Annotated in this window: 16 protein-coding genes; 6 read left to right on the forward strand and 10 right to left on the reverse strand. The window is 60.6% G+C overall.

Translation table 11 applies throughout. The annotated features are described in order from the left end of the window. Window positions 1–13: 13 nt before the first annotated feature. From fis to WG29040_RS05070, 9 genes are all read right to left on the reverse strand, one after another. Complete coding sequence (gene fis, locus WG29040_RS05030) at window positions 14–334, reverse strand: DNA-binding transcriptional regulator Fis (RefSeq protein ID WP_003439210.1); 321 nt, start codon at window positions 332–334, stop codon at window positions 14–16. After that, on the reverse strand, window positions 331–1,344 hold the full coding sequence (gene dusB / locus WG29040_RS05035) for a tRNA dihydrouridine synthase DusB (protein WP_003439212.1): 1,014 nt from the start codon (window positions 1,342–1,344) through the stop codon (window positions 331–333). The genes fis and dusB overlap by 4 nt, the downstream gene beginning before the upstream one ends. Window positions 1,345–1,554: 210 nt before the next feature. Continuing rightward, on the reverse strand, window positions 1,555–2,799 hold the full coding sequence (locus WG29040_RS05040; RefSeq protein ID WP_127195749.1) for a DUF3426 domain-containing protein: 1,245 nt from the start codon (window positions 2,797–2,799) through the stop codon (window positions 1,555–1,557). A 92-nt stretch (window positions 2,800–2,891) separates the two neighbouring features. Then, window positions 2,892–3,770, reverse strand: a complete 879-nt coding sequence (gene prmA, locus WG29040_RS05045) for a 50S ribosomal protein L11 methyltransferase (RefSeq protein ID WP_003439217.1) — start codon at window positions 3,768–3,770, stop codon at window positions 2,892–2,894. Between the two features lie 251 nt (window positions 3,771–4,021). After that, entirely contained in the window at window positions 4,022–5,380 is a 1,359-nt protein-coding gene (accC, locus tag WG29040_RS05050) for an acetyl-CoA carboxylase biotin carboxylase subunit (RefSeq protein ID WP_003439219.1), read from the reverse strand. Window positions 5,381–5,397: 17 nt separating this feature from the next. Next, a complete protein-coding gene (gene accB, locus WG29040_RS05055) occupies window positions 5,398–5,856 on the reverse strand; it encodes an acetyl-CoA carboxylase biotin carboxyl carrier protein (protein WP_003439221.1) in 459 nt (152 codons plus the stop codon). A 25-nt stretch (window positions 5,857–5,881) separates the two neighbouring features. Continuing rightward, window positions 5,882–6,337 (reverse strand): type II 3-dehydroquinate dehydratase, encoded by a 456-nt coding sequence (aroQ, locus tag WG29040_RS05060; RefSeq protein ID WP_003439222.1) that lies wholly within the window; start codon window positions 6,335–6,337, stop codon window positions 5,882–5,884. Between the two features lie 130 nt (window positions 6,338–6,467). After that, entirely contained in the window at window positions 6,468–8,246 is a 1,779-nt protein-coding gene (locus tag WG29040_RS05065; protein WP_127195750.1) for a protein-disulfide reductase DsbD, read from the reverse strand. Window positions 8,247–8,338: 92 nt separating this feature from the next. Further along, on the reverse strand, window positions 8,339–10,300 hold the full coding sequence (locus WG29040_RS05070) for a methyl-accepting chemotaxis protein (RefSeq protein WP_127195751.1): 1,962 nt from the start codon (window positions 10,298–10,300) through the stop codon (window positions 8,339–8,341). Window positions 10,301–10,668: 368 nt separating this feature from the next. Here WG29040_RS05070 and WG29040_RS05075 point away from each other — a divergent pair, with 368 nt between their 5' ends. The 5 genes from WG29040_RS05075 to WG29040_RS05095 all read left to right on the forward strand — a co-directional run bounded on the left by WG29040_RS05075 (window position 10,669) and on the right by WG29040_RS05095 (window position 15,980). Then, complete coding sequence (locus tag WG29040_RS05075; RefSeq protein WP_003439227.1) at window positions 10,669–11,739, forward strand: DUF2333 family protein; 1,071 nt, start codon at window positions 10,669–10,671, stop codon at window positions 11,737–11,739. Between the two features lie 3 nt (window positions 11,740–11,742). Beyond that, a complete protein-coding gene (locus WG29040_RS05080; RefSeq protein WP_003439230.1) occupies window positions 11,743–12,282 on the forward strand; it encodes an NUDIX hydrolase in 540 nt (179 codons plus the stop codon). A 258-nt stretch (window positions 12,283–12,540) separates the two neighbouring features. Next, window positions 12,541–12,912 (forward strand): translation initiation factor Sui1, encoded by a 372-nt coding sequence (locus WG29040_RS05085; protein WP_003439233.1) that lies wholly within the window; start codon window positions 12,541–12,543, stop codon window positions 12,910–12,912. A 195-nt stretch (window positions 12,913–13,107) separates the two neighbouring features. After that, window positions 13,108–15,024 (forward strand): arginine decarboxylase, encoded by a 1,917-nt coding sequence (speA, locus tag WG29040_RS05090; RefSeq protein ID WP_003439236.1) that lies wholly within the window; start codon window positions 13,108–13,110, stop codon window positions 15,022–15,024. Window positions 15,025–15,113: 89 nt separating this feature from the next. Further along, the gene (locus WG29040_RS05095; protein ID WP_127195752.1) at window positions 15,114–15,980 is read left to right on the forward strand and encodes an alpha/beta hydrolase; all 867 of its coding nucleotides are present in this window, start codon (window positions 15,114–15,116) and stop codon (window positions 15,978–15,980) included. 6 nt (window positions 15,981–15,986) lie between these two features. Here the strand turns inward: WG29040_RS05095 and WG29040_RS05100 are convergent, their stop codons facing one another. Further along, window positions 15,987–17,333 carry an MATE family efflux transporter gene (locus WG29040_RS05100; protein WP_127195753.1) on the reverse strand — a complete coding sequence of 449 codons (1,347 nt, stop codon included), beginning with the start codon at window positions 17,331–17,333 and terminating at the stop codon, window positions 15,987–15,989. 287 nt (window positions 17,334–17,620) lie between these two features. On the opposite strand from WG29040_RS05100, the gene WG29040_RS05105 reads away from it, so the two are divergent. Next, on the forward strand, window positions 17,621–22,504 hold the full coding sequence (locus WG29040_RS05105) for an alpha-2-macroglobulin (protein ID WP_127195754.1): 4,884 nt from the start codon (window positions 17,621–17,623) through the stop codon (window positions 22,502–22,504). Window positions 22,505–22,526 lie beyond the last annotated feature (22 nt).

The following is a 22,526-nucleotide window of genomic DNA, read 5'->3' on the forward strand; positions in this document are numbered from 1 at the left end:
TTTGATTGAATGCTTACAGCAGATCGTACTGCTTGAGTTTTTTGCGCAAGGTGCCGCGATTAAGTCCCAGCAGCTCTGAGGCCTTGGTCTGGTTGCCCTTGACGTAGTTCATGACGCACTCGAGCAGCGGGGCCTCGACTTCGGAAAGTACCAGGTTGTACACGTCCGTGACTTCAGCGCCCTCCAGGTGGGCGAAGTAATTGTGCAGCGCCTTTTCGACACTGCCACGAAGGGTCTGACCTTCTTCGCTCGGTGTATTGAGGTGCTGTTTCAGGTTGACGTTGTCGCTCACGGGCGTTGTTCCACTCACTAATGTCTCGGTCATCATCGTCATGCGGCCACCCATCCTTCGTCCCCTGTCCCCAGGCTCTTGTGTCGTTCGGCGAAAAACGCCTGAACGTTGGCGCATTGTGCTTCCGTATCTTCTAAACGATTGAAGTGGGCGCGAAACTCCTTGGCGCCCGGCAAGGTTGCGAGATACCAGCCGACATGCTTGCGGGCAATACGTACCCCCAATACCTCCCCATAGAAGGTGTGCAGTGCAGCCAAATGCTCTAGCAGAATACGTTCCACTTCGCTCATCTGTGGTGCCGGCAGGAGTTGCCCGGTACGCAGAAAGTGATCAACTTCGCGGAAAATCCAGGGCCGCCCTTGGGCCGCCCTGCCAATCAACAGTCCGTCAGCCCCGGTCGCTTGCAGCACGTGCCGGGCCTTGTGGGGTGAATCTATGTCGCCGTTGGCAAATACCGGTATCGACACCGCCTGCTTGATCGCGGCGATGGTGTCGTATTCGGCTTCACCGGTGTACAGGTCGGCGCGGGTTCTGCCGTGCACCGCCAGAGCAGCAATTCCGGCCTGTTCGGCAATTTTCGCCACGGTCAGACCGTTTTTGTTGTCCCGGTCCCAGCCGGTGCGGATCTTCAGGGTGACCGGCACATCAACCGCAGCCACGACGGCCTGCAGGATCTCGGTCACCAATGCTTCGTCTTTCAGTAGCGCGGAGCCCGCGGCCTTGTTGCAGACCTTTTTTGCCGGGCATCCCATGTTGATATCAATAATCTGCGCGCCCAGTTCCACATTGGCCCTGGCGGCATCTGCCAGCATTTGCGCGTCACCGCCGGCAATCTGTACCGAGCGGGGCTCGGGATCACCGTCGTGAATCATGCGCAAGCGTGACTTGCGGCTATTCCAGAGACTCATGTCGCTGGTGACCATTTCCGAGACAACCAGTCCCGCGCCCATCCGTCGGCAAAGCTGACGAAAAGGTTGATCGGTGACGCCCGCCATAGGGGCGAGGATCAAACCGTTGTGCAATGTATATGGGCCGATGCGTACCGCCGACATAGGACTTCCCTGTTGTGGGGCCGGATCTTGGGAGTTCGAAAAAGGGTTGGCATGATACCCGCTCTCGATGACCGGATAAAGACGCAATTGGATGAATTTTGAACAATTGGAGCCGAAGGCTGGCCACAAGCCTCAAGCGACAAGCTGCAATACACAGCAAATCAGCATTTCACTTCTAACTTGCCTCTTGCAGCTAAAAGCGCCACGCGCTCATTCCGGGGAATGAAAGCTCAGGCTGTAGTTCACGGCTTTCGGGCCTGGATCGAGAATGTCCAGGGCAATGTGGATAGGTGTCTGTGGCGGCATTTCGGCCTTGGCCAGATCACCGATCAGGTATTCGCCGGGCTTGAAACGGCGACTGGCGATCATTTTGCCGTGCAGGTCGGCGAACCGCAGCTCCAGCAGCGGGAAAGGCTGGGAGAACGGCGCGCGGTTGTAGAGGATGGCGTCTACCACCAGCGCTCCGGCGAACTCGGGATGGCTGCGTACCACCAGATTGCTGCTTTTGATTCGGTCTATATCGACCCTGGACGGCACTGTGCAGCCGAGATGCGGGCACAGTTGCTGGAAGATCGGGCGGTATTGATCCTGTCGGGCCAGTTCATCGAAATGATTGGCAATATATTGGCCGGCCAGTGCCGCGCCGGCCAGCAGTATCAGCAAGACCCAAAGCAGGCGTTTGCCCCATGGTGTACGGCGTTTTTGCCAGTCCAGCTGCAGCGGGTCGTCGACCAGATCCAGCAGTGCGTCTTCACGCACTCTTGGTTCGTTGCGCCTGCGCTTGCTCAGGCGCAACGGCTCAGGGGGCTCGTCGTCGTCATCATCGCTCGCGCTCAGGTGTTCGCCGGTCAGTCCCGGCTCGAGCTCATCGTCCAGCGAAAGCTTGAGCGGCGGCGTTTCATCCGGCTCGTCGAGGTCCAGTGATAATGACGGCTCGGTGCGCCCCGTTGAGGCGGGTTCGCTGAGCTTCTCTGCGGCTTTGCTGGCGAGCGCTGAGGTTTCGGCGCGTTCGGCCGCCGAATCGCTGAACAGGCTGTCTGCCCATTGGCTTTCTTCGGCGTCCGGGCTGTCGCGGCGGGCACTCAGTGAGCTGTCTTTTGCCTTGTGGGGCTGGCCAAAGCTTTTGCTGGGCTGGATCTCACGCTCTTCGAGCCGGGCCAGTTCTTCATCCAGATCCAGATGGTCGAGATCGAGTTCGGCTGCTTGCCAGTGTTCCGGGCTGACGGGCTTGGGCCCGGCAGGCGGCTCGATGACCTCGGGTTCTGCAACATCAGGGGTCGTTACTGTCGGCAGTTGTTCATTTTCAGTGCGTTTGTTCAGCAGTTGCTGTGCAGCATTGAACACTTGCAGGCAGGCGCCACAGCGCACAACGCCGCGAGCCGCGCTCAGTTGGGCGTGGTTGACGCGAAAATTGGTCTGGCAGTGTGGACACTGGGTAACGAAGCTATCGCTCATGTGGCCATCCGGATTGGGCAGGCGTGCATTGTAGGGGCTGTACCCGTTTGATTGCGAGCCGCGTCGCGGCCGCAACCAAAGGTCAACAGGCTCTAGCGGCGACGGCCACTGATGCGCACCCAGCCATCGCGATTGGCGATCGGGTCAAGATCAAAGTCTGCGGCGTAGGCTGCGGCGACTTCTTCGCCCTGTTCGGCGAGGATGCCCGACAGCGCCAGGCGACCGCCCGGTTTGACCAGGCTCGACAGCTGCGGGGCCAGGGAGACCAGGGGGCCGGCCAGGATGTTGGCAACCACCACGTCGGCCTGAACCTGTGGCAGGTCTTCGGGCAGGTACAGCGGGAACAGCTCTGCGGCGACATTGTTGCGCCCGGCGTTATCGCGCGAGGCTTCCAGCGCCTGTACGTCGATGTCGGTGCCGATGGCCTGTCTGGCCCCCAGCAACAGGGCGGCGATTGCCAGAATCCCCGAGCCGCAACCGAAGTCCAGCACGCTGCAGTCCTTCAGGTCCTGACCATCGAGCCATTCCAGGCACAGTGCGGTAGTCGGGTGGGTGCCGGTACCAAAGGCCAGGCCCGGATCCAGCAGCAGGTTCACGGCGTCCGGTTCCGGCGCGGCGTGCCAGCTCGGGACGATCCACAGGCGCTGACCGAAGCGCATCGGATGGAAGTTGTCCATCCAGCTGCGTTCCCAGTCCTGGTCTTCGATGACTTCGGCATGGTGCTCGGGCAGGGGCGAGCCGGTCAGCAGTTCCAGATGGGACAGAACGAGGTCGGCTTCGGTGCCGCCTTCGAACAGTGCCAGCAAATGGGTGTGGGACCACAACGGGGTGGTGTTGAGTTCAGGTTCGAAGATCGGCTGATCTTCGGCATCCATGAACGTTACCGATACGGCGCCGACTTCGAGGAACGCGTCTTCGTAGGTTTCGGCTTGTTCCGGGCTGATGGCGAGGCGTACTTGCAGCCAAGGCATGGCGGGCACCTTTGAAAAATAGGAGTGTGCAACCGGTGGGCTGCGAGAAGCGCGCCAGTTTACGCGAGCGAGGGCGGTGCGGGTAATCAAAAAACGATGAAAAGCCCTCGTCGTACATCGCCACAGGGAGCTGGCTTGCCGGCGATGCTGGCGACGGGACAATCGCTGGCAAGCCAGCTCCCGCAAAGCGTGGGTAGGTTGCAGAAACGACCAGGCCGCCCGAAGGCGGCCTGGTTGATCTGGAATCAAACTTACTGCTTGGCCAGTTTGTGTTCCAGGTAGTGAATGTTGACGCCGCCTTTGCAGAAGCCTTCGTCATTCACCAGGTCGCGGTGCAGCGGGATGTTGGTTTTAATCCCGTCGACCACGATTTCGTCCAGCGCATTGCGCATGCGGGCCATGGCTTCGTCACGGGTCGAGCCCCAGGTGATCAGCTTGCCGATCAGGGAGTCGTAGTTGGACGGAACCTTGTAGCCGCTGTACAGGTGCGAATCGACGCGAACGCCATTGCCGCCCGGTGCGTGGAAATGCTTGACCAGACCAGGGCTCGGCATGAATGTCGCCGGGTCCTCAGCGTTGATCCGGCACTCCAGGGAGTGACCGTGAATTTTCACGTCATCCTGGGTGAAGGACAGCTTGTTGCCTGCCGCGATGCTCAACATCTCTTTCAGGATGTCGATGCCGGTGACCATTTCGGAAACCGGGTGCTCCACTTGCACACGAGTGTTCATCTCGATGAAGTAGAAGCGACCATTCTCGTACAGGAACTCGAAGGTGCCTGCGCCACGGTAGTTGATATCGATGCAGGCCTTGACGCAGCGCGCCAGAACCTCTGCACGAGCAGTTTCATCGATACCCGGTGCCGGTGCTTCTTCCAGAACTTTCTGGTGACGGCGTTGCAGCGAGCAATCGCGGTCGCCCAGGTGGATCGCGTGACCCTGGCCATCGGAAAGGACCTGAACTTCCACGTGACGCGGGTTGGTCAGGTATTTTTCGAGGTAGACCATCGGGTTGCTGAACCAGGCGCCTGCTTCTTCGCGGGTCTGCTTGGCTGCTTCGATCAGGTCTTCTTCGCGGTGCACCACACGCATGCCGCGACCACCGCCGCCGCCAGCGGCTTTGATGATCACCGGGTAGCCGACTTCGCGGCCGATGCGCAGGGCTGTTGCTTCGTCTTCCGGCAACGGGCCGTCAGAACCCGGAACAGTCGGTACGCCGGCAGCGATCATGGCGTGCTTGGCCGATACCTTGTCGCCCATGAGGCGAATGGTGTCGGCTTTCGGGCCGATAAAGGCGAAGCCGGATTTCTCGACTTGCTCGGCGAAATCGGCGTTTTCAGCCAGAAAGCCGTAGCCCGGGTGGATCGCCGTGGCGCCAGTGACTTCGGCTGCCGCGATGATGGCCGGGATGTGCAGGTAGGACAGGTTGGCGGGTGCCGGACCGATGCAGACGGTTTCGTCTGCCAGGCCCAGGTGCATCAGCTCCTTGTCGGCGGTGGAGTACACCGCAACGGTCTTGATGCCCAGTTCCTTACAGGCCCGCAGGATGCGCAAGGCGATCTCACCGCGGTTGGCGATCAGGACTTTTTCCAGCTTCTGAGGCTTCAACATCGTTGGCTCCCCGTGGTTCAAACGATGGTGAACAGCGGTTGATCGAACTCAACCGGTTGACCGTTTTCTACCAGGATGGATTCGATAACACCGGCTTTTTCGGCTGTGATGTGGTTCATCATTTTCATCGCTTCAACGATGCAAATGGTGTCGCCGACCTTAACGGTCTGGCCGACTTCAACGAAGGCTGGCGAGGTAGGTGCCGGGGTACGGTAGAAAGTACCGACCATTGGCGACTTGACCACAAAACCGTTCAGTTTTGGTGCAGCAGGTGCTTCGGTCACGGTGGCAACCGGAGCAACAGCAACCGGAGCAGCAGCCGGAGCTTGCATTGGCGCTGGTGCGTAGAACTGTTGAGCAGGAGTCTTGCTGTGACGGCTGATGCGTACGGACTCTTCGCCTTCTTTGATTTCCAGCTCGTCGATGCCGGACTCTTCCAGCAGTTCGATCAGTTTCTTAACTTTACGGATATCCATGAATCGTCAACTCCCAATGGGTCGGTCAGGGGCGTTTAGCTTGTAGTTCAAGCTGTTCCAGGGCGGCCTCCAAGGCCAGTCGATAACCGCTGGCGCCAAGGCCGCAGATCACACCTACCGCAACGTCGGAGAAGTAGGAGTGATGGCGGAAAGGTTCGCGTTTGTGCACGTTTGATAAATGCACTTCGATGAATGGGATGCTCACCGCCAGCAGCGCGTCACGTAATGCCACGCTGGTGTGGGTAAAAGCAGCCGGGTTGATCAGGATAAAGTCCACGCCTTCATCGCGGGCAGCGTGGATCCGGTCGATCAACTCATACTCGGCATTACTTTGCAGATAGAGCAAATGGTGACCGGCATCGCGGGCCCGCTGCTCCAGGTCCTGATTGATTTGCGCCAGGGTAGTAGCGCCGTAGACGCCCGGCTCGCGGGTGCCGAGCAAATTCAGGTTGGGGCCGTGCAGAACCAGAAAAGTCGCCATCTGCTGTTCCTTGTTATGTGTGTGCAGTTATCAATGCCGGGCGACTATGCCGAAAAGCGGATTCGCTGTCCAGTTAACTGCAATAGCCAGCACGATGACCGATGTTCGCGAAAAGTTTGTGACCAGCTCTCTAGATCCGGTCATTTGCGTTGTCGACACGTTCGGCGAAGTCTGCTGCATTGATCTCGCCGATGACCCGCAAGTCACTTTTTTCACTGCCGTTTTTGCCAAAGAACATCAGTGCCGGAGGGCCGAACAATTGGTAGCGGTCGAGCAGGGCGCGCTGCCCGGCATTGCTGGCAGTCATGTCAAACCGTACCAGCCGGTAGCCTTTGAGCCGGTCCAGCACCTGCGGGTTGTTCAGGACCTCGTGCTCGATCACCTTGCAGCTGATACACCAGTCGGCGTACCAGTCCAGCAACAGCGGCTGGCCGGCGGCACTGGCTTGTGCCAACACCTTGTCCAGCTCCTCTGCGGTGCTGACGGTTTGCCATTCACTGCTGCTTTGGGCCGGGCCGGCGGCGGATGCCGCAGGCTGCCAGTGTCCAAGCGGCCTGAACGGGTCGCTTTGACCGCTGAGGGCGCCGTACCAGCAGGCCAGGGCGTAAACCAGTAGAAATAGCCCAAGCAACTGCGCCAGACGTTGGCGCGGGGTTTTGTAGCCGAACTCCAGAGTGCCGAGAAACAGACTCACCCCGGCCGCCAGCAGACCAATCAACAGCAGGGTAACGGGGCCCGGCAGCACGCGGCTGAGCAGGGCGATGGCCAAACCGAGCAACAGCACGCCAATGGCGTTTTTGACGCTGACCAGCCATGGCCCGCTTTTTGGTAACCAGGCCGCACCGCCGGTTGCGACCAGCAGCAGGGGCGCGCCCATGCCCAGCCCCAGGGCAAAGAGTTTCAAACCGCCGCCCAGGGCATCGCCACTGGCACTGATATAGAGCAATGCTCCCGCCAGCGGGGCCGAGACGCAGGGCGATACCAGCAGGCTGGACACCACGCCCAGCACGGCAGCGCCCCACAGCGAGCCACCCTGGGTGCGGTTGGCGACGCGATCCAGGCGGTTGCTGATGGCTTGCGGCAACTTCAGTTCGAACACCCCGAACATGGCCAGGGCAAAAATCGCGAAGAACAGGGCAAAGGGCGCCAGTACCCACACCGATTGCAGGCGTGCCTGAAGGTTGAGCTGTGCGCCGAACATCCCCATCAGCGCGCCGAGCAGTGCAAAGCAGGCGGCCATTGGCAGCACGTAGGCCAGTGACAGGCTAAAGCCGCGCAGCCCGCCCACCTGGCCACGCAATACCACGCCCGACAAAATCGGCAGCATCGGCAGCACGCAGGGGGTAAAGGTCAGGCCCAGGCCGGCGAGGAAGAACAGCGCCAGCTCGCGCCAGGTCCAGCTATTGATGGCTGGTGCGGCACTGTCGCCGGTCGCGGTCGACACCGGGGTGCCGCCGATGCTCAGGCGTTCGGTTTCCGGTGGATAACACAAACCCTTGTCGGCGCAGCCCTGGTAAGTGACCACCAGGGTGAACGGACGCTGATCATCGGGCGGGCGCGGGATGTCGACATCAAGAATGCCGTGATAGACCTCGACGTCGCCGAAATACTCATCGTGCTTTTGCTCGCCGGGCGGTAACTGTGGCGTGGCCAGGGCGATATCGGCGGGTTCGGTGCTAAAGGCGAACTTGTGGCGATACAGGTAATAGCCTTCGGTGGGGACAAAACGCAGCTTGATGGTCTCGGGCGTGCTGTCGATCAGGTTGAGCCTGAACGCGTCACGCACCGGTAAAAAGTCGTTGCTGTTATTGATTGCACCCAGGGTAGAGCTGGGCCGGTTATCCAGCAGGCCGGCGGCCATGGCCGGTACGGCGAGCAGCAAACACAGAACAAGGAACAGGCGGCGCATAGGAATCTCGCAAATCAAACGTGGGCGCATGATAGCGGAGTGAATGCTGAGATGCCCTGCAGCAGCGAGCTTGCTCGCGAGCAAGCTCGCTTTTACAGGCGAAAGCTGTGCACGGCTGAGTTCAATTTGCCGCCCAGCTCCAGCAATTGCTGGCTCTGGTCCCGAGCAACAGCGATGCGTTGCAGGTTGTCGTCGCCCAATTGGTGAATGCGCTCACTGTGGTTGCGAATCTCCCCCACAGCCGTGCCTTGTTGTGCGGTGACGTCGGCGATGCGCATTGCGGTGCCGGAGATAGTGGTAATCGCATCGACAATCTCATCCAGCGCGCCTTCAGCGTCCTGGGCTTTTTCGGCGGTGGCCCGGGCATGTTCCACTTGTGCGCGCATGCCCTCAACCGATTGCCGGGCGGCCAGTTGCAGCCCGCCAATCAGGGTCTGGATCTCGCTGGTGGCGCCTGCGGTCCGTTGCGCAAGGGAGCGGACTTCTTCGGCAACCACGGCAAAGCCGCGGCCCATTTCTCCAGCACGGGCGGCCTCAATGGCCGCATTGAGTGCCAGCAGGTTGGTCTGGTCGGCGATGGAGCGGATCACGGTCAAGACCCCGCCAATGGTCGCCGACTCTTCTGCCAGGCGTTCGATGCTCTGTGCATTGCCTTGTACTTCCCCGACCAGCGCGCGCAACCCGGTCAGGCTCTGGTCTATTACGCGCTGCCCCTGGGCAACGGCCAGGCCGGCGCTGCGACTGGCATCGGCAGCATGGCTGGCATCCCCTGCGACCTGGGTGATGGTGGCCTCCAGTTCGCCCAGTGCGTCACGGATCTGGGCCGTATCAACAGCCTGGCGTTCGGCGCCGCCGTGCAGGCCGTTGCTGAGTTCGGCCAGGGTCTGGCTGCTGCCGGCGACCTGTTGGGCATTCAGGCGCAGGGTGCCCACCAGATTCACCAGGTACTGGCGCAGGCGATTGAGCGACGCCTCAATGTCATGCAGCTCGCGATTGGTCTTGCCCAGCTGGATGTCGCGGCTGAAGTCGCCGTCGGCCCAGGTCGACAGCGACCCGGTCAAATGGGTCAGGACCTTGGCCAGCCTACGTTGCAGAGTGTCGATCAGCAGTGCGATCAGCAGAATCAGGCCAATCATCAGACCCTGGATCAGCCTCACCTCGCTCTGGATCTGCCCGTGCTCGGCGCGCACTTGCGGTTCCAGCGCGGCAATTGCCTGTTGCACGGCGTTGAGTTTCAGGTGGGTGCTGTTGCCGAGCAGGGCCCGTTGTTCTATTTGGGTCTGGGTGCGCTTGAGTTCGGCGGGGTAGCGGTTCAGCAGGTTGTTCAGCTCTCGCTTGAGGCCGATCCCCGTATCTTCGGCCTGTGTCGTGGGTTCGGTTTGCAGCCCCATCAGCGCGGCGAAATCGTCGTTGCCGGAAGTATTTTGCGCGCTTACTCCCAGTAAGGGCATGGCGTCGATCTGCTGTGCCTGGGCCCGGATGCTGGCGAGTTCGCGTTCCACCTCGCCTGCCAGCTCGCTGCGGGCGCTGCTCACCAGTTTGTCCCGGCTCAGGGACAGTCTGGCCAGATGCAGGGCGCCAGTCAGCAACGGCGCAGAATAAAGGCGGGCTTCGGGGGTGCTGGCCTGCAGGGCATACTGGCTGAGCTGTTCCAGATTGCCGGCCAGCTCGCGCTCAGCCTGTAGCAGCAGGGCTTGTGGGTCTGCGGCCAGTTTGCCGGCAGCCAGCAATTGGTTGTTGCTGAAGTGGCTCAGCTCTTCAAGGCTGGGGCGCCAGGCCTGGGCCAGAGCAGGGGGCAGTGAGTCGAGCGCTGTCTGGAGCCTGTCCAGCGCGCTGTTGGCCTCGCTCAGGCGCACGGCATCGCCACTGGCCAGGTAGTCTTCAATGTTGCGCGAAACTTGATTCTGAAACAGCTGCGACAGGCTCAGGTAGCGCTCCATCAACAGGAACGGACGCTCCAGCGCCCGCTGCGACCACCATAAAGTGGCGCCCAGCGCCAGGCATACGGCGACCAGTAACAGGGTGTTCAAGTTGGTTAGCAGCTTCAGGCGCATGCGGGGTTTTGCCTACTACGCAGTAAGAAGCGCCTGAAGTTATGGCGTTTGTATGACATCGATGTGACGGGGCGGGGGTATTCCGCATAAATAGTGGCTATTTGCCTTGATTGCTGGATTCTCGGCCCGAGGCGGTCTCCCGGTTTCCAATCAGGCTGTCCCGCTTGAAATTGACAGCCGCGCAGCCATATTTACCATGGCTCGTCCGTGCTTGTTCTATAGTGCCGGGCGGACTGGCCCGGCCTGCTAGCTGCACGGCCCGGACGTGATTAAAAAGCCTGTAGCCAATGAAACGCCAACAGACCCTAGGCACTATGAGGTAGGGTTGTGGTCGAACGATTGAACCTGGAATTTGAAAGGATATAGCCATGCTGGACTGGAAAAAACGTGAGGGCAGCAGTGCCCGTGAGTCGGTCAGGGAGACCCGTGCCCCGTCGCGTGGCTATTTCACAAGCATTCTGTTTAGCCGCTCAATCGCCGTGCTGGTGGGGATCTTCGTCGTGGTGTGCCTGGGTCTGGGCTGGTACTGGAGCCAGGAACCGGACTTGTTCCCGGTGCAGCAAAACGCCCAGCTCGCTGCCGAGAGGGATGGCAAGCAAATGGTTCCGGGTTTTACCACCGTTGAAACCCTTAAAACCGTGGCCGGCACCCTGCTCAATAAACCGGGCGGCTATCTGTCCAATGACCGTTTTCCGCCGGGCGTGTTTCTGGACAATATTCCGAGCTGGGAATATGGCGTGCTGGTACAGGTGCGTGACCTGACCCGCGGCTTGCGTAAAGACTTTGCCCGTTCGCAATCGCAGTCGGCCGAAGACGCCGATCTGGCCAAGGCCGAACCGCGTTTCAACTTCGACAACAAGAGCTGGATGCTGCCGTCCAGCGAGTCGGAGTACCAGGAAGGGATCAATTCCCTGAGCCGCTACCAGGCGCGCTTGTCTGATCCCAACCAGAAGAACGCCCTGTTCTATGCGCGCGCCGATAACCTGAACAACTGGCTGGGCGATGTGGGTACTCGTCTGGGATCGCTGTCGCAGCGTTTGTCGGCCAGCGTCGGCCGGGTCAAGCTCAATGGCGCATTGAAGACCGAAAGCCTGAAACCCGGCCAGGTACCCGTGGTTGATGAAGAAATAGAAGAAACCCCATGGATGCAAATCGACAACGTGTTCTACGAGGCGCGTGGCCAGGCATGGGCCCTGTCGCACCTGCTGCGGGCCATTGAAGTCGACTTCGCTGACGTGCTGGCGAAAAAGAATGCCACGGTCAGTGTGCGTCAGATCATTCGTGAACTGGAGGCGGCCCAGGAGCCGGTCTGGAGCCCGATGATCCTCAATGGCAGCGGCTACGGCGTTCTGGCCAACCACTCGCTGGTCATGGCCAACTATATTTCCCGCGCCAACGCGGCGGTCATGGACCTTCGACAATTGCTGTCCCAGGGCTGAGTGATGCCGATTTCTGCGCTGGAGGCCGCACACCGTGCGGCCTCTGATCTCGAAATGGTGGCCTGGGTTGATCCTCAAGACCGGCTGCTGGGCGGCTTGCCCCGACAACAGTTGCGTGAGCAGGGCTTGATCGGGCGCGGCACTTTCATTTTGCTGTTCAACTCTGCCGGTGAATTGTGCGTGCATCAGCGCACCCTGAGCAAAGCGCTGTATCCCGGGTTCTGGGATGTGGCGGCGGGTGGCATGGTAGGGGTTGATGAGAGCTACGCCGAGTCGGCAGCCCGTGAACTTGCAGAAGAGCTGGGGGTGAGCGGCGTATCGCTGACGGCCCATGAACGCTTTTACTTCGAAGGCGAACAAAATCACCTGTGGTGCGCCGTTTTTTCCGCCGTGTGGGATGGCCCGTTGCAGGTGCAGCCTGAAGAGGTGCAGCAGGCCTGCTTCATGTCGGTGGCCGAGGCATTGCGCCTGAGTCAGCAACAGCCTTTTTGCCCGGATTCGCTGGCAGCCCTCAAGCGCTATCTGGCGCAGATCAAGCCGTAGGGGCGAGCGGTTGAGGTTAAAAGCTTGCGAGCAAGCTTGCTCCTGCAAAGTTACGGTTGACTGGTTTATAAATTGCCGCCGATTGGCTATTGGGCAGCAGCGCATTTGTCGTTACACTGCGCGACCTTTTTCAGACTCAAGCGGTTTTCCCGCCTGAGTTGCGCTGCCCCTGCCAGAGTGGGGCTTCGCGGTCGGTACTCCTTGGCGCAACAGTGTCAGGCACCGGCCAATTTTTTGTCCTCCATATGAGGATTGCCGGTGGCCAAAAAAGCCGCATCCTTCGCCGCCCTTGGTGGCCTGGTATTTTCCACCGACGCAGGTCGTCACTGTCCGGACTGTCGTCAGCCGGTGGACGCCTGTACCTGCAAACAAACCCGTATCCCCGATGGCGATGGCATTGCTCGCGTACGTCGCGAAAGCAAGGGCCGTGGCGGCAAGACAGTCACCACTGTGACCGGAGTGCCGCTGGCGGAAGACGCGCTCAAGGATTTGGCGACGACGTTGAAAAAACGCTGTGGCACCGGTGGTGCGTTGAAAGACGGCATCATCGAGATCCAGGGCGATCACGTCGAATTGCTGTTGGCCGAACTGCTCAAGCACGGGTTCAAAGCCAAGAAGTCCGGCGGCTAGCAGCTTCTGTGAAGACCACCGCCAAGTGCTTTTTGTCGCTCGCCATGGTTTTCACAGAGCCTGTTCTGACCGGTTTCTAAACTCCGCGCTGTTGTCAGGGTCTACCCCTGCGCAGACTAATCTTCATATTTACTCTTTAGACTGCGCCAGCCTGCCTTCAGGTTGGGCTATTTGACTTCTTTATAGGGGACTTCGATGTCCGTACGACGCACACGCAAAGACGATGGCAGCCAATGGACAGTTGCGGACAGCCGCAGTGTTTACGGGATTCGCCATTGGGGGGCCGGGTATTTCGCGATCAATGAAGCCGGTCGCGTAGAAGTACGTCCGAACGGCCCGAACAGCTCGCCCATCGATCTGTACGAGCAAGTCGACGAACTGCGCAAAAGTGGCTTGTCCTTGCCATTGCTGGTGCGTTTTCCCGATATTTTGCAAGACCGTGTACGTCAGCTGACCGGCGCTTTCGATGCCAACATCGAGCGTCTGGAATACCAGAGCAAGTACACCGCGCTGTACCCGATCAAGGTTAACCAGCAAGAAGCCGTGATCGAAAACATCATCGCCACCAAAGACGTGTCGATCGGCCTTGAAGCAGGTTCCAAGCCTGAGCTGCTGGCCGTGCTGGCGCTGGCCCCCAAGGGTGGCACCATCGTTTGCAACGGTTACAAGGACCGCGAGTTCATTCGTCTGGCGCTTATGGGGCAGAAGCTCGGTCACAACGTGTTTATCGTGATCGAGAAAGAATCCGAAGTAGACCTGGTGATCGAAGAAGCGGCCTCGCTCAAGGTCAAGCCACAGGTTGGCCTGCGCGTGCGCCTGTCGTCCCTGGCATCGAGCAAGTGGGCTGACACCGGCGGTGAGAAATCCAAGTTCGGTTTGTCTGCCGCGCAGTTGCTGTCGGTGGTTGAGCGCTTCCGGGTGGCCGGTCTGGATCAGGGCATCCGTCTGTTGCACTTCCATATGGGCTCGCAGATCGCCAACCTGGCGGACTACCAGCATGGTTTCAAGGAAGCGATCCGCTACTACGGCGAACTGCGCAACCTCGGCCTGCCGGTTGACCACATCGACGTGGGCGGCGGTCTGGGGGTGGATTACGACGGCACGCACTCGCGCAACGCCAGCTCGATCAACTACGACATGGACGACTATGCCGGCGTTGTCGTAGGCATGCTCAAAGAGTTCTGCGATGCGCAAAACCTGCCGCACCCGAACATTTTCTCGGAAAGCGGCCGTTCCCTGACCGCGCACCACGCCATGCTGGTGGTGCAGGTGACCGACGTCGAGAAGCACAACGACGACGTACCGGTAATCGAGAACAAGGACATCCTGCCCGAGACCGTGCAATGGCTGGTGGACCTGCTGGGCCCGACCGATATTGAAATGGTCACCGAAACCTACTGGCGCGCCACGCACTACATGAGCGACATCGCTGCCCAGTACGCCGACGGCAAAATCACCCTGGCTGAAAAAGCCCTGGCCGAGCAGTGCTACTTCGCCGTGTGCCGTCGTTTGCACAACTCGTTGAAAGCGCGTCAGCGTTCCCATCGCCAGGTGCTCGACGAACTCAACGACAAGCTGGCCGACAAGTACATCTGCAACTTCTCGGTTTTCCAGAGCCTGCCGGACACCTGGGCGATTGGCCAGGTACTGCCGATTCTACCGTTGCACCGTCTTGATGAAGAGCCGCTGCGCCGCGCCGTACTGCAAGACCTGACCTGCGACTCCGACGGCAAGATCAAGCAGTACGTGGACGAGCAGAGCATCGAAACCAGCCTGCCGGTTCACGGGCTGAATGAAGGCGAGGATTACTTGCTGGGTATCTTCCTGGTGGGCGCTTACCAGGAAATCCTGGGTGACATGCACAACCTGTTCGGTGATACCGACTCGGTGAACATCTACCAGAACGACGACGGCAGCGTGTACCACGCCGGGATCGAGACCCACGACACTATCGAGGACATGCTGCGCTACGTGCACTTGTCGCCGGAAGAGTTGATGAACCACTACCGCGACAAAGTGGCCAGCGCCAACATCAGTGCCAAAGAGCGTACCCAGTACCTCGATGCACTGCGTCTTGGCCTGACCCGTTCGTCGTACCTGTCGAGCCACTGATAGCCCGACCAGGTCTCCGGTGACTGAACTACGCTGATCTGTGCCATGTGTGCAGGTCAGCGTTTTTTTTTGCCCGGAGGTCGTACCCCATGTCGATCAGCTTCAAGGGTGCAGCGGGACTGGCTTGCGCCGGGCTGATGGGCTGGGTGCTCAGCGCCTGCTCGCCGGTACGCATCATCAACGGCCTGACCCCCACCTCCAGCTTCGACATGACCCGTGATATTGCCTACGGCGCAGACCCGCGGCAGGCCCTCGATATCTATCGCCCCAGGCAGCCCGCCCCCGGAGCCCCCGTGGTGATTTTTTTCTATGGCGGCAGCTGGAACAGCGGCTCGCGCAGCGATTACCTGTTTGTCGGTGAAGCATTGGCTTCGCGGGGGATAACCACGGTTATCGCCGATTACCGACTTTATCCACAGGTGCGTTATCCGCAGTTTCTGCAAGATAGCGCTCAGGCCACAGGCTGGACTTATCAACACATCGCACAATATGGCGGCAACCCGCAGCGTCTGTTTTTGATGGGCCACAGCGCCGGGGCGTACAACGCAGCAATGCTTGCCCTTGATCCGCAATGGTTACGGGCTGTAGGCATGAGTCCTGCCAGTTTGCGCGGATGGATTGGCCTGGCCGGGCCCTATGACTTTTTGCCGATCAAGGACGAAGCGGTGCGGCCAGTATTTTTCTACCCGGACTCCCCACCCGAGTCGCAGCCTGTGCGGCACGTGAGCCGCCAGGCGCCGCCGACCTTGTTGATGGCCGCCAGGACGGACACGCTGGTCAACCCGACGCGCAATACCGGGGGGCTGGCGACTGCGTTGCGGGGCGCCGGGGTGCCGGTCCAGGAACTCTATTTCACGCGCACCAGCCACGTAACCCTGGTGGCGGCGCTTTCACGTCCGTTACGTTGGTTGGCCCCGGTGCTGGATAACATTGGCGAGTTCGTCAGTGATCACTGATCCGGATCACGCTCTTGGAGTAAACCACTCATCCTTGCGCTGCATCTTCCACGCATACACCCCCAGGGTCAGGCTGCGCAGCATCATAAACAGCAGAAAACTTATCCACAGGCCATGGTTGCCATAACCGTGCAGCGCCCAGGCTGCGGGGAAGGCGATAACGACGCTGATCAGCATCGCATTGCGCATTTCCCGGGCGCGGGTGGCACCGATAAACAGCCCGTCGAGCAAGTAGCTCCACACCGCAATCAGCGGCAACAACGCCAGATACGGCAAGTACTGGAAGGCGGTTTCCCGCACGCTGGCAATGTCGGTTTGCATCTCGACAAACAGATGCCCGCCAAACAGGAACAGCAGCGCAAACGCGGTACTGGCCATCAATGACCAGCCGCATGCAACCACCATCGAACGGCGCAACGCGAGGCGATCACGGGCGCCGATGGCATGCCCGCACAGTGCCTCCACGGCATGGGCCAGGCCATCCAGCGCATGGGCGGCCAGCAGCAAGCCATTGAGCAACAGCGCATTGGCCGCCACGGTGGCATCCCCCAGCCGGGCGCCCTGCAAGGTGATGGAAAAAAACACCAGTTGCAGCATCAGGCTGCGAATGAAAATGTCGCGGTTGACCCCCAGCAGCGGCTTCCAGTTGTGCCATACCCGCAAGGCGGCCCACATGACCGTGCCCGGGAATTTGCCCAGGGCGCCGCGGGTCAGCCACAGGCCGAGTAGCGCGCCGCTCCACTCGGCAATCACCGAGGCCCGGGCCGACCCGACTACGCCCCAGTCCAGACCGAGGACAAACCACAGGTTAAGGGCTATGTTGACCAGGTTGGTGGTCAGCAGAATGGCCAGCGGCGCCCGTGCGTTTTGCGTGCCCAGAAACCAGCCCACCAGCGCATAGCTTGCCAAAGCTGCGGGCAGGCCAAACAGACGGGTATGGAAGAAATCCAGGGTCAGGGCATGTAACTCGGCGGACGGTTGCATCACGCTCAAGGCCAGGCCGCTGAAGGGGACAGCTATCGCCCCCAGCAGCATCGACAACAGCACACTGAGCAGCAAGCCTTGCACCAGGATTTGCCGCAGGGCGGTGCCATCGTCACGCCCGGCGGCCTGCGCGGCGAAGCCGGTGGTGCCCATGCGCAAAAAGCCCATCATCCAGGCCAGAAAGATATACAGGCTGGCGCCTACGGCCACGGCACCCAGTTGATGGGCGTGGGGCAAATGGCCGATTACAGTGCTGTCGACCAGCGCAACCAGCGGCACCGAGATGTTCGACAAAATCATAGGTGCTGCTAGCGCCCACACCCGGCGATGGGTAGGACGGTCACGCCAGTCAGCTAATAGGGAAGACATGCAGGCTCCTTGGGGGAGTGCATTGTAGCGGGGCCGCAGAATTTGTGTGGGAGCCGGGTTTCAGTTCAGGGCAGTTCCACCGTGGGAGCCGGCTGCCGGCGATGGCATCAACACCCGGCAAACCGGGGCGCCTGCATCGCTGGCGAGCCAGCTCCCAGCGTTTTTGTGTTGCTCATGGGGCAGCGCAACCAATCGCCCGTTTACCGGTCAATCTGACCGGTGCGTAAGTTGTTCATGGCGCGCTGATATATAGTCATTCCCTTCAATGCCTAGTCAACGAGTACACCATGCTTAACAAAGGACTGTTCCTGGCTTGTGCGCTGGCACTGCTGAGCGCCTGTGATTCATCGTCAACCGACAAGCCCGGGGCGCCACCGGCTGTCAGCGTCCAGGCGGCCAAACCGGACGTCAAGGTACTGGCCGAGCGCTATGCCGGACGCGAGTTGAGTGTGGTGGATGTTTCCGAAGTACAACTGGACGGCGCCAGCACCTTGTCCGTGAGTTTTTCGGTGCCTCTGGACCCGGAGCAGAACTTCGCCGAAAAATTGCATCTGGTTGACGCTAAATCCGGCAAGGTCGATGGCGCCTGGGAGCTGTCGGACAACCTGATGGAACTGCGTTTGCGGCACCTGGAGCCGCAGCGCAAGTTGATCCTTACCGTCGATCCCGGCCTGCGCGGTGTCAACGACACCAGGCTCGCCGCCGAGTACGTCAGCCGCCTGGAAACCCGTGACTTGCAGCCCACTGTCGGCTTCGCCAGCCGTGGCAACCTGTTACCCACCCGCCTGGCTGAAGGCTTGCCGGTGATCGCGTTGAACGTCGACAAGGTGGATGTCGAGTTCTTCCGGGTCAAACCCGAATCGTTACCGAACTTTCTTAGCCGCTGGGGCGGCAACAGCAGCCTGCAAAGCTACGACGCCAAGGATCTGCTGAGCATGGCCGATCTGGTTTACAGCGCTCGCTTTGACCTGAACCCGGCACGCAATACCCGTGAGACGTTGATCCTGCCGATTTCCGGGGTCAAGCCTTTGCAGCAGCCGGGGGTTTACCTGGCGGTGATGAAGGCGTCCGGCAGTTACAACTATTCGACACCTGCAACGTTGTTCACCCTCAGCGATATCGGCCTTTCTGTACATCGTTATCAGAAGCGTCTGGATGTGTTCACCCAGGCGCTGGAAGGTGGCAGCGCACTGGCCAATGTGGATCTGGAGTTGCTTGACCGCAAGGGCAAGATGCTGGCCCAGGGCAAGACAGATAAACAAGGGCACGCGGAACTGGCGTTGCCGTCCGACGCTGAAGTGCTGGTGGCGCGTCAGGGCGACCAGACCAGTTTGCTGCGTTTGAACAGCGCGGCGCTGGATCTGGCCGAATTCGACATTGGCGGTCCGCAGGCTCACCCGCTGCAATTTTTTGTGTTTGGCCCGCGTGATCTGTATCGCCCCGGCGAAACCGTGCTGCTCAATGCCTTGTTGCGCGACCGCGACGGCAGACCGGTCAAGCCGCAGCCGGTGAGTGTCGAGGTGCGTCGTCCGGGTAATGAGGTCAGCCGCAAGTTTGTCTGGTCGCCCGATGCTTCCGGTTTATATCAGTACCCGTTGCAACTGGCCGAGGAGGCGCCGACCGGGCGCTGGCTACTGATCTTTGATCTGGGGGACGGCCAGCCGCTGTGGTATGACTTTCAGGTTGAAGACTTCCTGCCCGAGCGCCTGGCGCTGGAACTCAAGGGCAGTGACGCACCGCTGCGCCCTGATCAGACCGCAGAAATTCAAGTCAGCGGTCGTTATTTGTACGGCGCCCCGGCGTCAGGCAATCGCCTCAGCGGCCAGGTTTATGTGCGTCCATTGCGTGATGCGGTCAGTGCCTTGCCGGGTTATCAGTTCGGCTCAGTGACAGAGCCGGAACTGACCCAGGATCTGGAGCTGGACGAAAGCGTGCTGAACGCTGAAGGCCAGGAAACCATCAGCCTGGAAAGCCAGTGGAGCGATGCCAAATCGCCGCTGCAGTTGATAGTGCAAGCCAGTTTGCAGGAGTCGGGCGGGCGCCCGATTACCCGGCGTCTGGTGCAACCCGTGTGGCCCGCCGAGCGCTTGCCGGGGGTGCGCGGTCTGTTTGCCGGCACTGAAACCGATGGCGATGGCCCGGCGGAGTTCGAGTTACTGGTGGCTGACAGCGAAGGGCACAAACTGGCCGCTGAAAACCTCAAGGTAAGGCTGGTGCGTGAGCGCCGCGATTACTACTGGAACTACTCGGACAACGACGGCTGGAGCTATCACTACAACGAGAAATTTCTCAATCTCAACGAGGAAACCGTCAGCGTTAAAGCCGGAGAAACGGCTAAGGTCAGTTTCCCGGTGGAGTGGGGCCCATACCGGGTTGAAGTTGAAGACCCGCAAACCGGGCTGATCAGCAGCTTGCGTTTCTGGGCCGGTTATCGCGCCCAGGACAATGCCGAAGGCGGCGCCGTGCGCCCCGATCAGGTCAAGCTGGCGCTGGACAAGGCCGCCTATGCCGATGGTGACACCGCCAGGGTAACGGTTACGCCGCCCGCAGCCGGTAAGGGTTACCTGCTGCTTGAAGGCAGTGATGGCCCGCTGTGGTGGGAAGAAATCGAGGTGCCGGCCGAAGGCAAAACCTTCGATATCAAACTCGATCCGAAGTGGGCCCGTCACGATCTGTACGTGAGCGCGCTGGTTATCCGCCCGGGCGAGCGCAAGACCAATATCACTCCCAAGCGGGCCGTGGGCGTGCTGCATCTGCCGCTCGACCGCACGGCGCGCAAGTTGGCGCTGACCCTTGATGCGCCCGAAAAAATGCGTCCCAAGCAGCCGTTGAGCGTGAAATTTACCGCCAGAAACGCCGATGGCAGCATTCCCGAACAGGCCCATGTACTGCTGGCAGCGGTGGACGTGGGGGTGCTGAATATCACCGGCTACCCGACCCCTGATCCCTACACCAGCCTGTTCGGGCGCAAGGCCTACGGCGCGGATCAGCTGGATATTTACGGGCAGCTGATCGAGGCCGGGCAGGGCCGTCTGGCCAGCCTGGCGTTCGGCGGTGATGCGGCGCTGGCCAAAGGCGGCAAGCGGCCAGCCACCAGCGTGAACATCGTGGCGTTGCAAAGCGTACCCGTGACCCTGAATGAGCAGGGTGAAGGTGAAGTCAGCGTCAATATTCCCGACTTTAACGGCGAACTGCGCCTGATGGCGCAAGTCTGGAGCGATGACAGCTACGGCATGGCCGAAGGTAAAACCGTGGTCGCCGCACCCCTGGTGGCAGAGCTGGCGGCGCCACGCTTTCTGGCCCCGGGGGATGAGACCCGGTTAGCGCTGGACCTGTCCAACCTCACCGACAAGCCGCAGACACTTGAGGTCAAACTCGAGACCCGGGGCCAATTGAGCCTGTCGGGCACTGCCGCGCAACCTGTCACCTTGAGCCCCGGCCAGCGCAGCACCTTGCAGATCCCGGTCAAGGCCCTGGGCGGTTTCGGCACCGGAGCGGTCAAGGTCACGGTCAATGGCCTCGAACTGCCAGGGGAAACACTGGCGCCGTTCACCCGCGAATGGACCCTGGGTATTCGCCCGGCGTACCCGGCGATGCTCAAGCATTACCGCGCGGTACTCAAGGATCAGCCCTGGAGCCTGCCGGAAGATGCGCTGCAAGCCTTTGAACCGGCGGGGCGTGAAGCCTTGCTGAGTTTGTCGAGCCGGCCGCCGCTGAACCTGGGTGAGCAAATCCGCGCACTCAAGGCGTACCCGTATGGCTGCTCGGAGCAAACCACCAGCGGCCTGTACCCGGCGCTGTATGCAGATGCGGCGTTGCTCAAGCGGCTGGGCCTTGAAGGCGAACCGGATGCCGATCGCAAGCGCAAGATCGAACTCGGTATCGAGCGCCTGCTGGGGATGCAGCGTTTTAACGGCAGCTTTGGTTTGTGGGGGGCTGACGGTGAAGAAGAGTACTGGCTGAGCGCTTACGTCACCGACTTCCTGCTGCGTGCCCGGGACCAGGGCTACGCGGTGCCGGCTGAAGCCTTGAAAAAAGCCAGCGAGCGCCTGCTGCGTTACGTGCAGGAGCGCAACCTGATCGAGGCGGATTACAGCGACAACCTCGATCACACCCGCTTTGCGGTGCAAGCCTATGCCGCGCTGGTTCTGGCCCGCAGCCAACAGGCGCCATTGGGGGCGTTACGCGGCATCTTTGAACGGCGCAGCGATGCCCGATCCGGGTTGCCGCTGGTGCAACTGTCCATTGCCCTGCAGAAGATGGGCGATCAGCCGCGGGCCGATCAGGCGTTGCTGGCCGGTCTGGCGGCCACCCGTAAGGGCGATCAGTGGTTGGGGGATTATGGCAGTCCGCTGCGTGATCAGGCGCTGATACTGGCGCTGCTGGAAGAGAACAATCTGCTCGGCGGCCAGCGTGAACAGCGCTTGTTTGATTTGTCAGATCAACTGGCGGCCAGCCAATGGTTGTCGACTCAGGAGAGTAATTCTCTGTTCCTGGCGGGACGTAATTTGCTGGGCAAACCTGAAGCCAGCTGGACGGCCACGCTGGCCAGCGGTAGCCAGACTCGAGAGCTGAACAACAGCCAGCCGGGGCTCAAGCTGGACGGGGCGTTGCTGGACACGCCGCTGACCCTGCGCAATGAAGGTAGCGAAGCGGTTTATCAACAGCTGACGATTTCCGGTTATCCACAGCAGGCGCCGCTGGCGGGTGGCGAGAACATGAGCATTCGTCGCGACTACCTGGGCATGAATGGCGAGCCGTTGAATATCGACAGCCTGGCAAGTGGCGATCTGGTGCTGGTGCATCTGGCGGTGACGGCCAAGCAGCAGGTACCGGACGCGCTGGTGGTGGATTTGCTGCCTGCGGGTCTGGAGCTGGAAAACCAGAACCTTGGGCAAAGTGCCGCGAGTCTTGAAAATGCCAGTACCCAGGTCAAGCAATGGCGCGAGTCGATGCAGAACGCCAATGTGCAACATCAGGAGTATCGGGATGATCGCTACGTGGCTGCGCTGAAGCTGGAAGGTTCCGGCACCACGCACCTGTTGTACCTGGCCCGCGCCGTGACCCCGGGCACCTACCGGGTACCGCCGCCGCAAGTGGAGTCGATGTATCGCCCCAACTGGCAAGCCGTGGGCGAGACCCCGGGGGAGATGGTGATCAAGGGCCGCTGACCCTGACCTGACCTGTAGGAGC

Source organism: Pseudomonas sp. PAMC 29040, assembly GCF_003994535.1.
Lineage (GTDB): Bacteria > Pseudomonadota > Gammaproteobacteria > Pseudomonadales > Pseudomonadaceae > Aquipseudomonas > Aquipseudomonas paraversuta.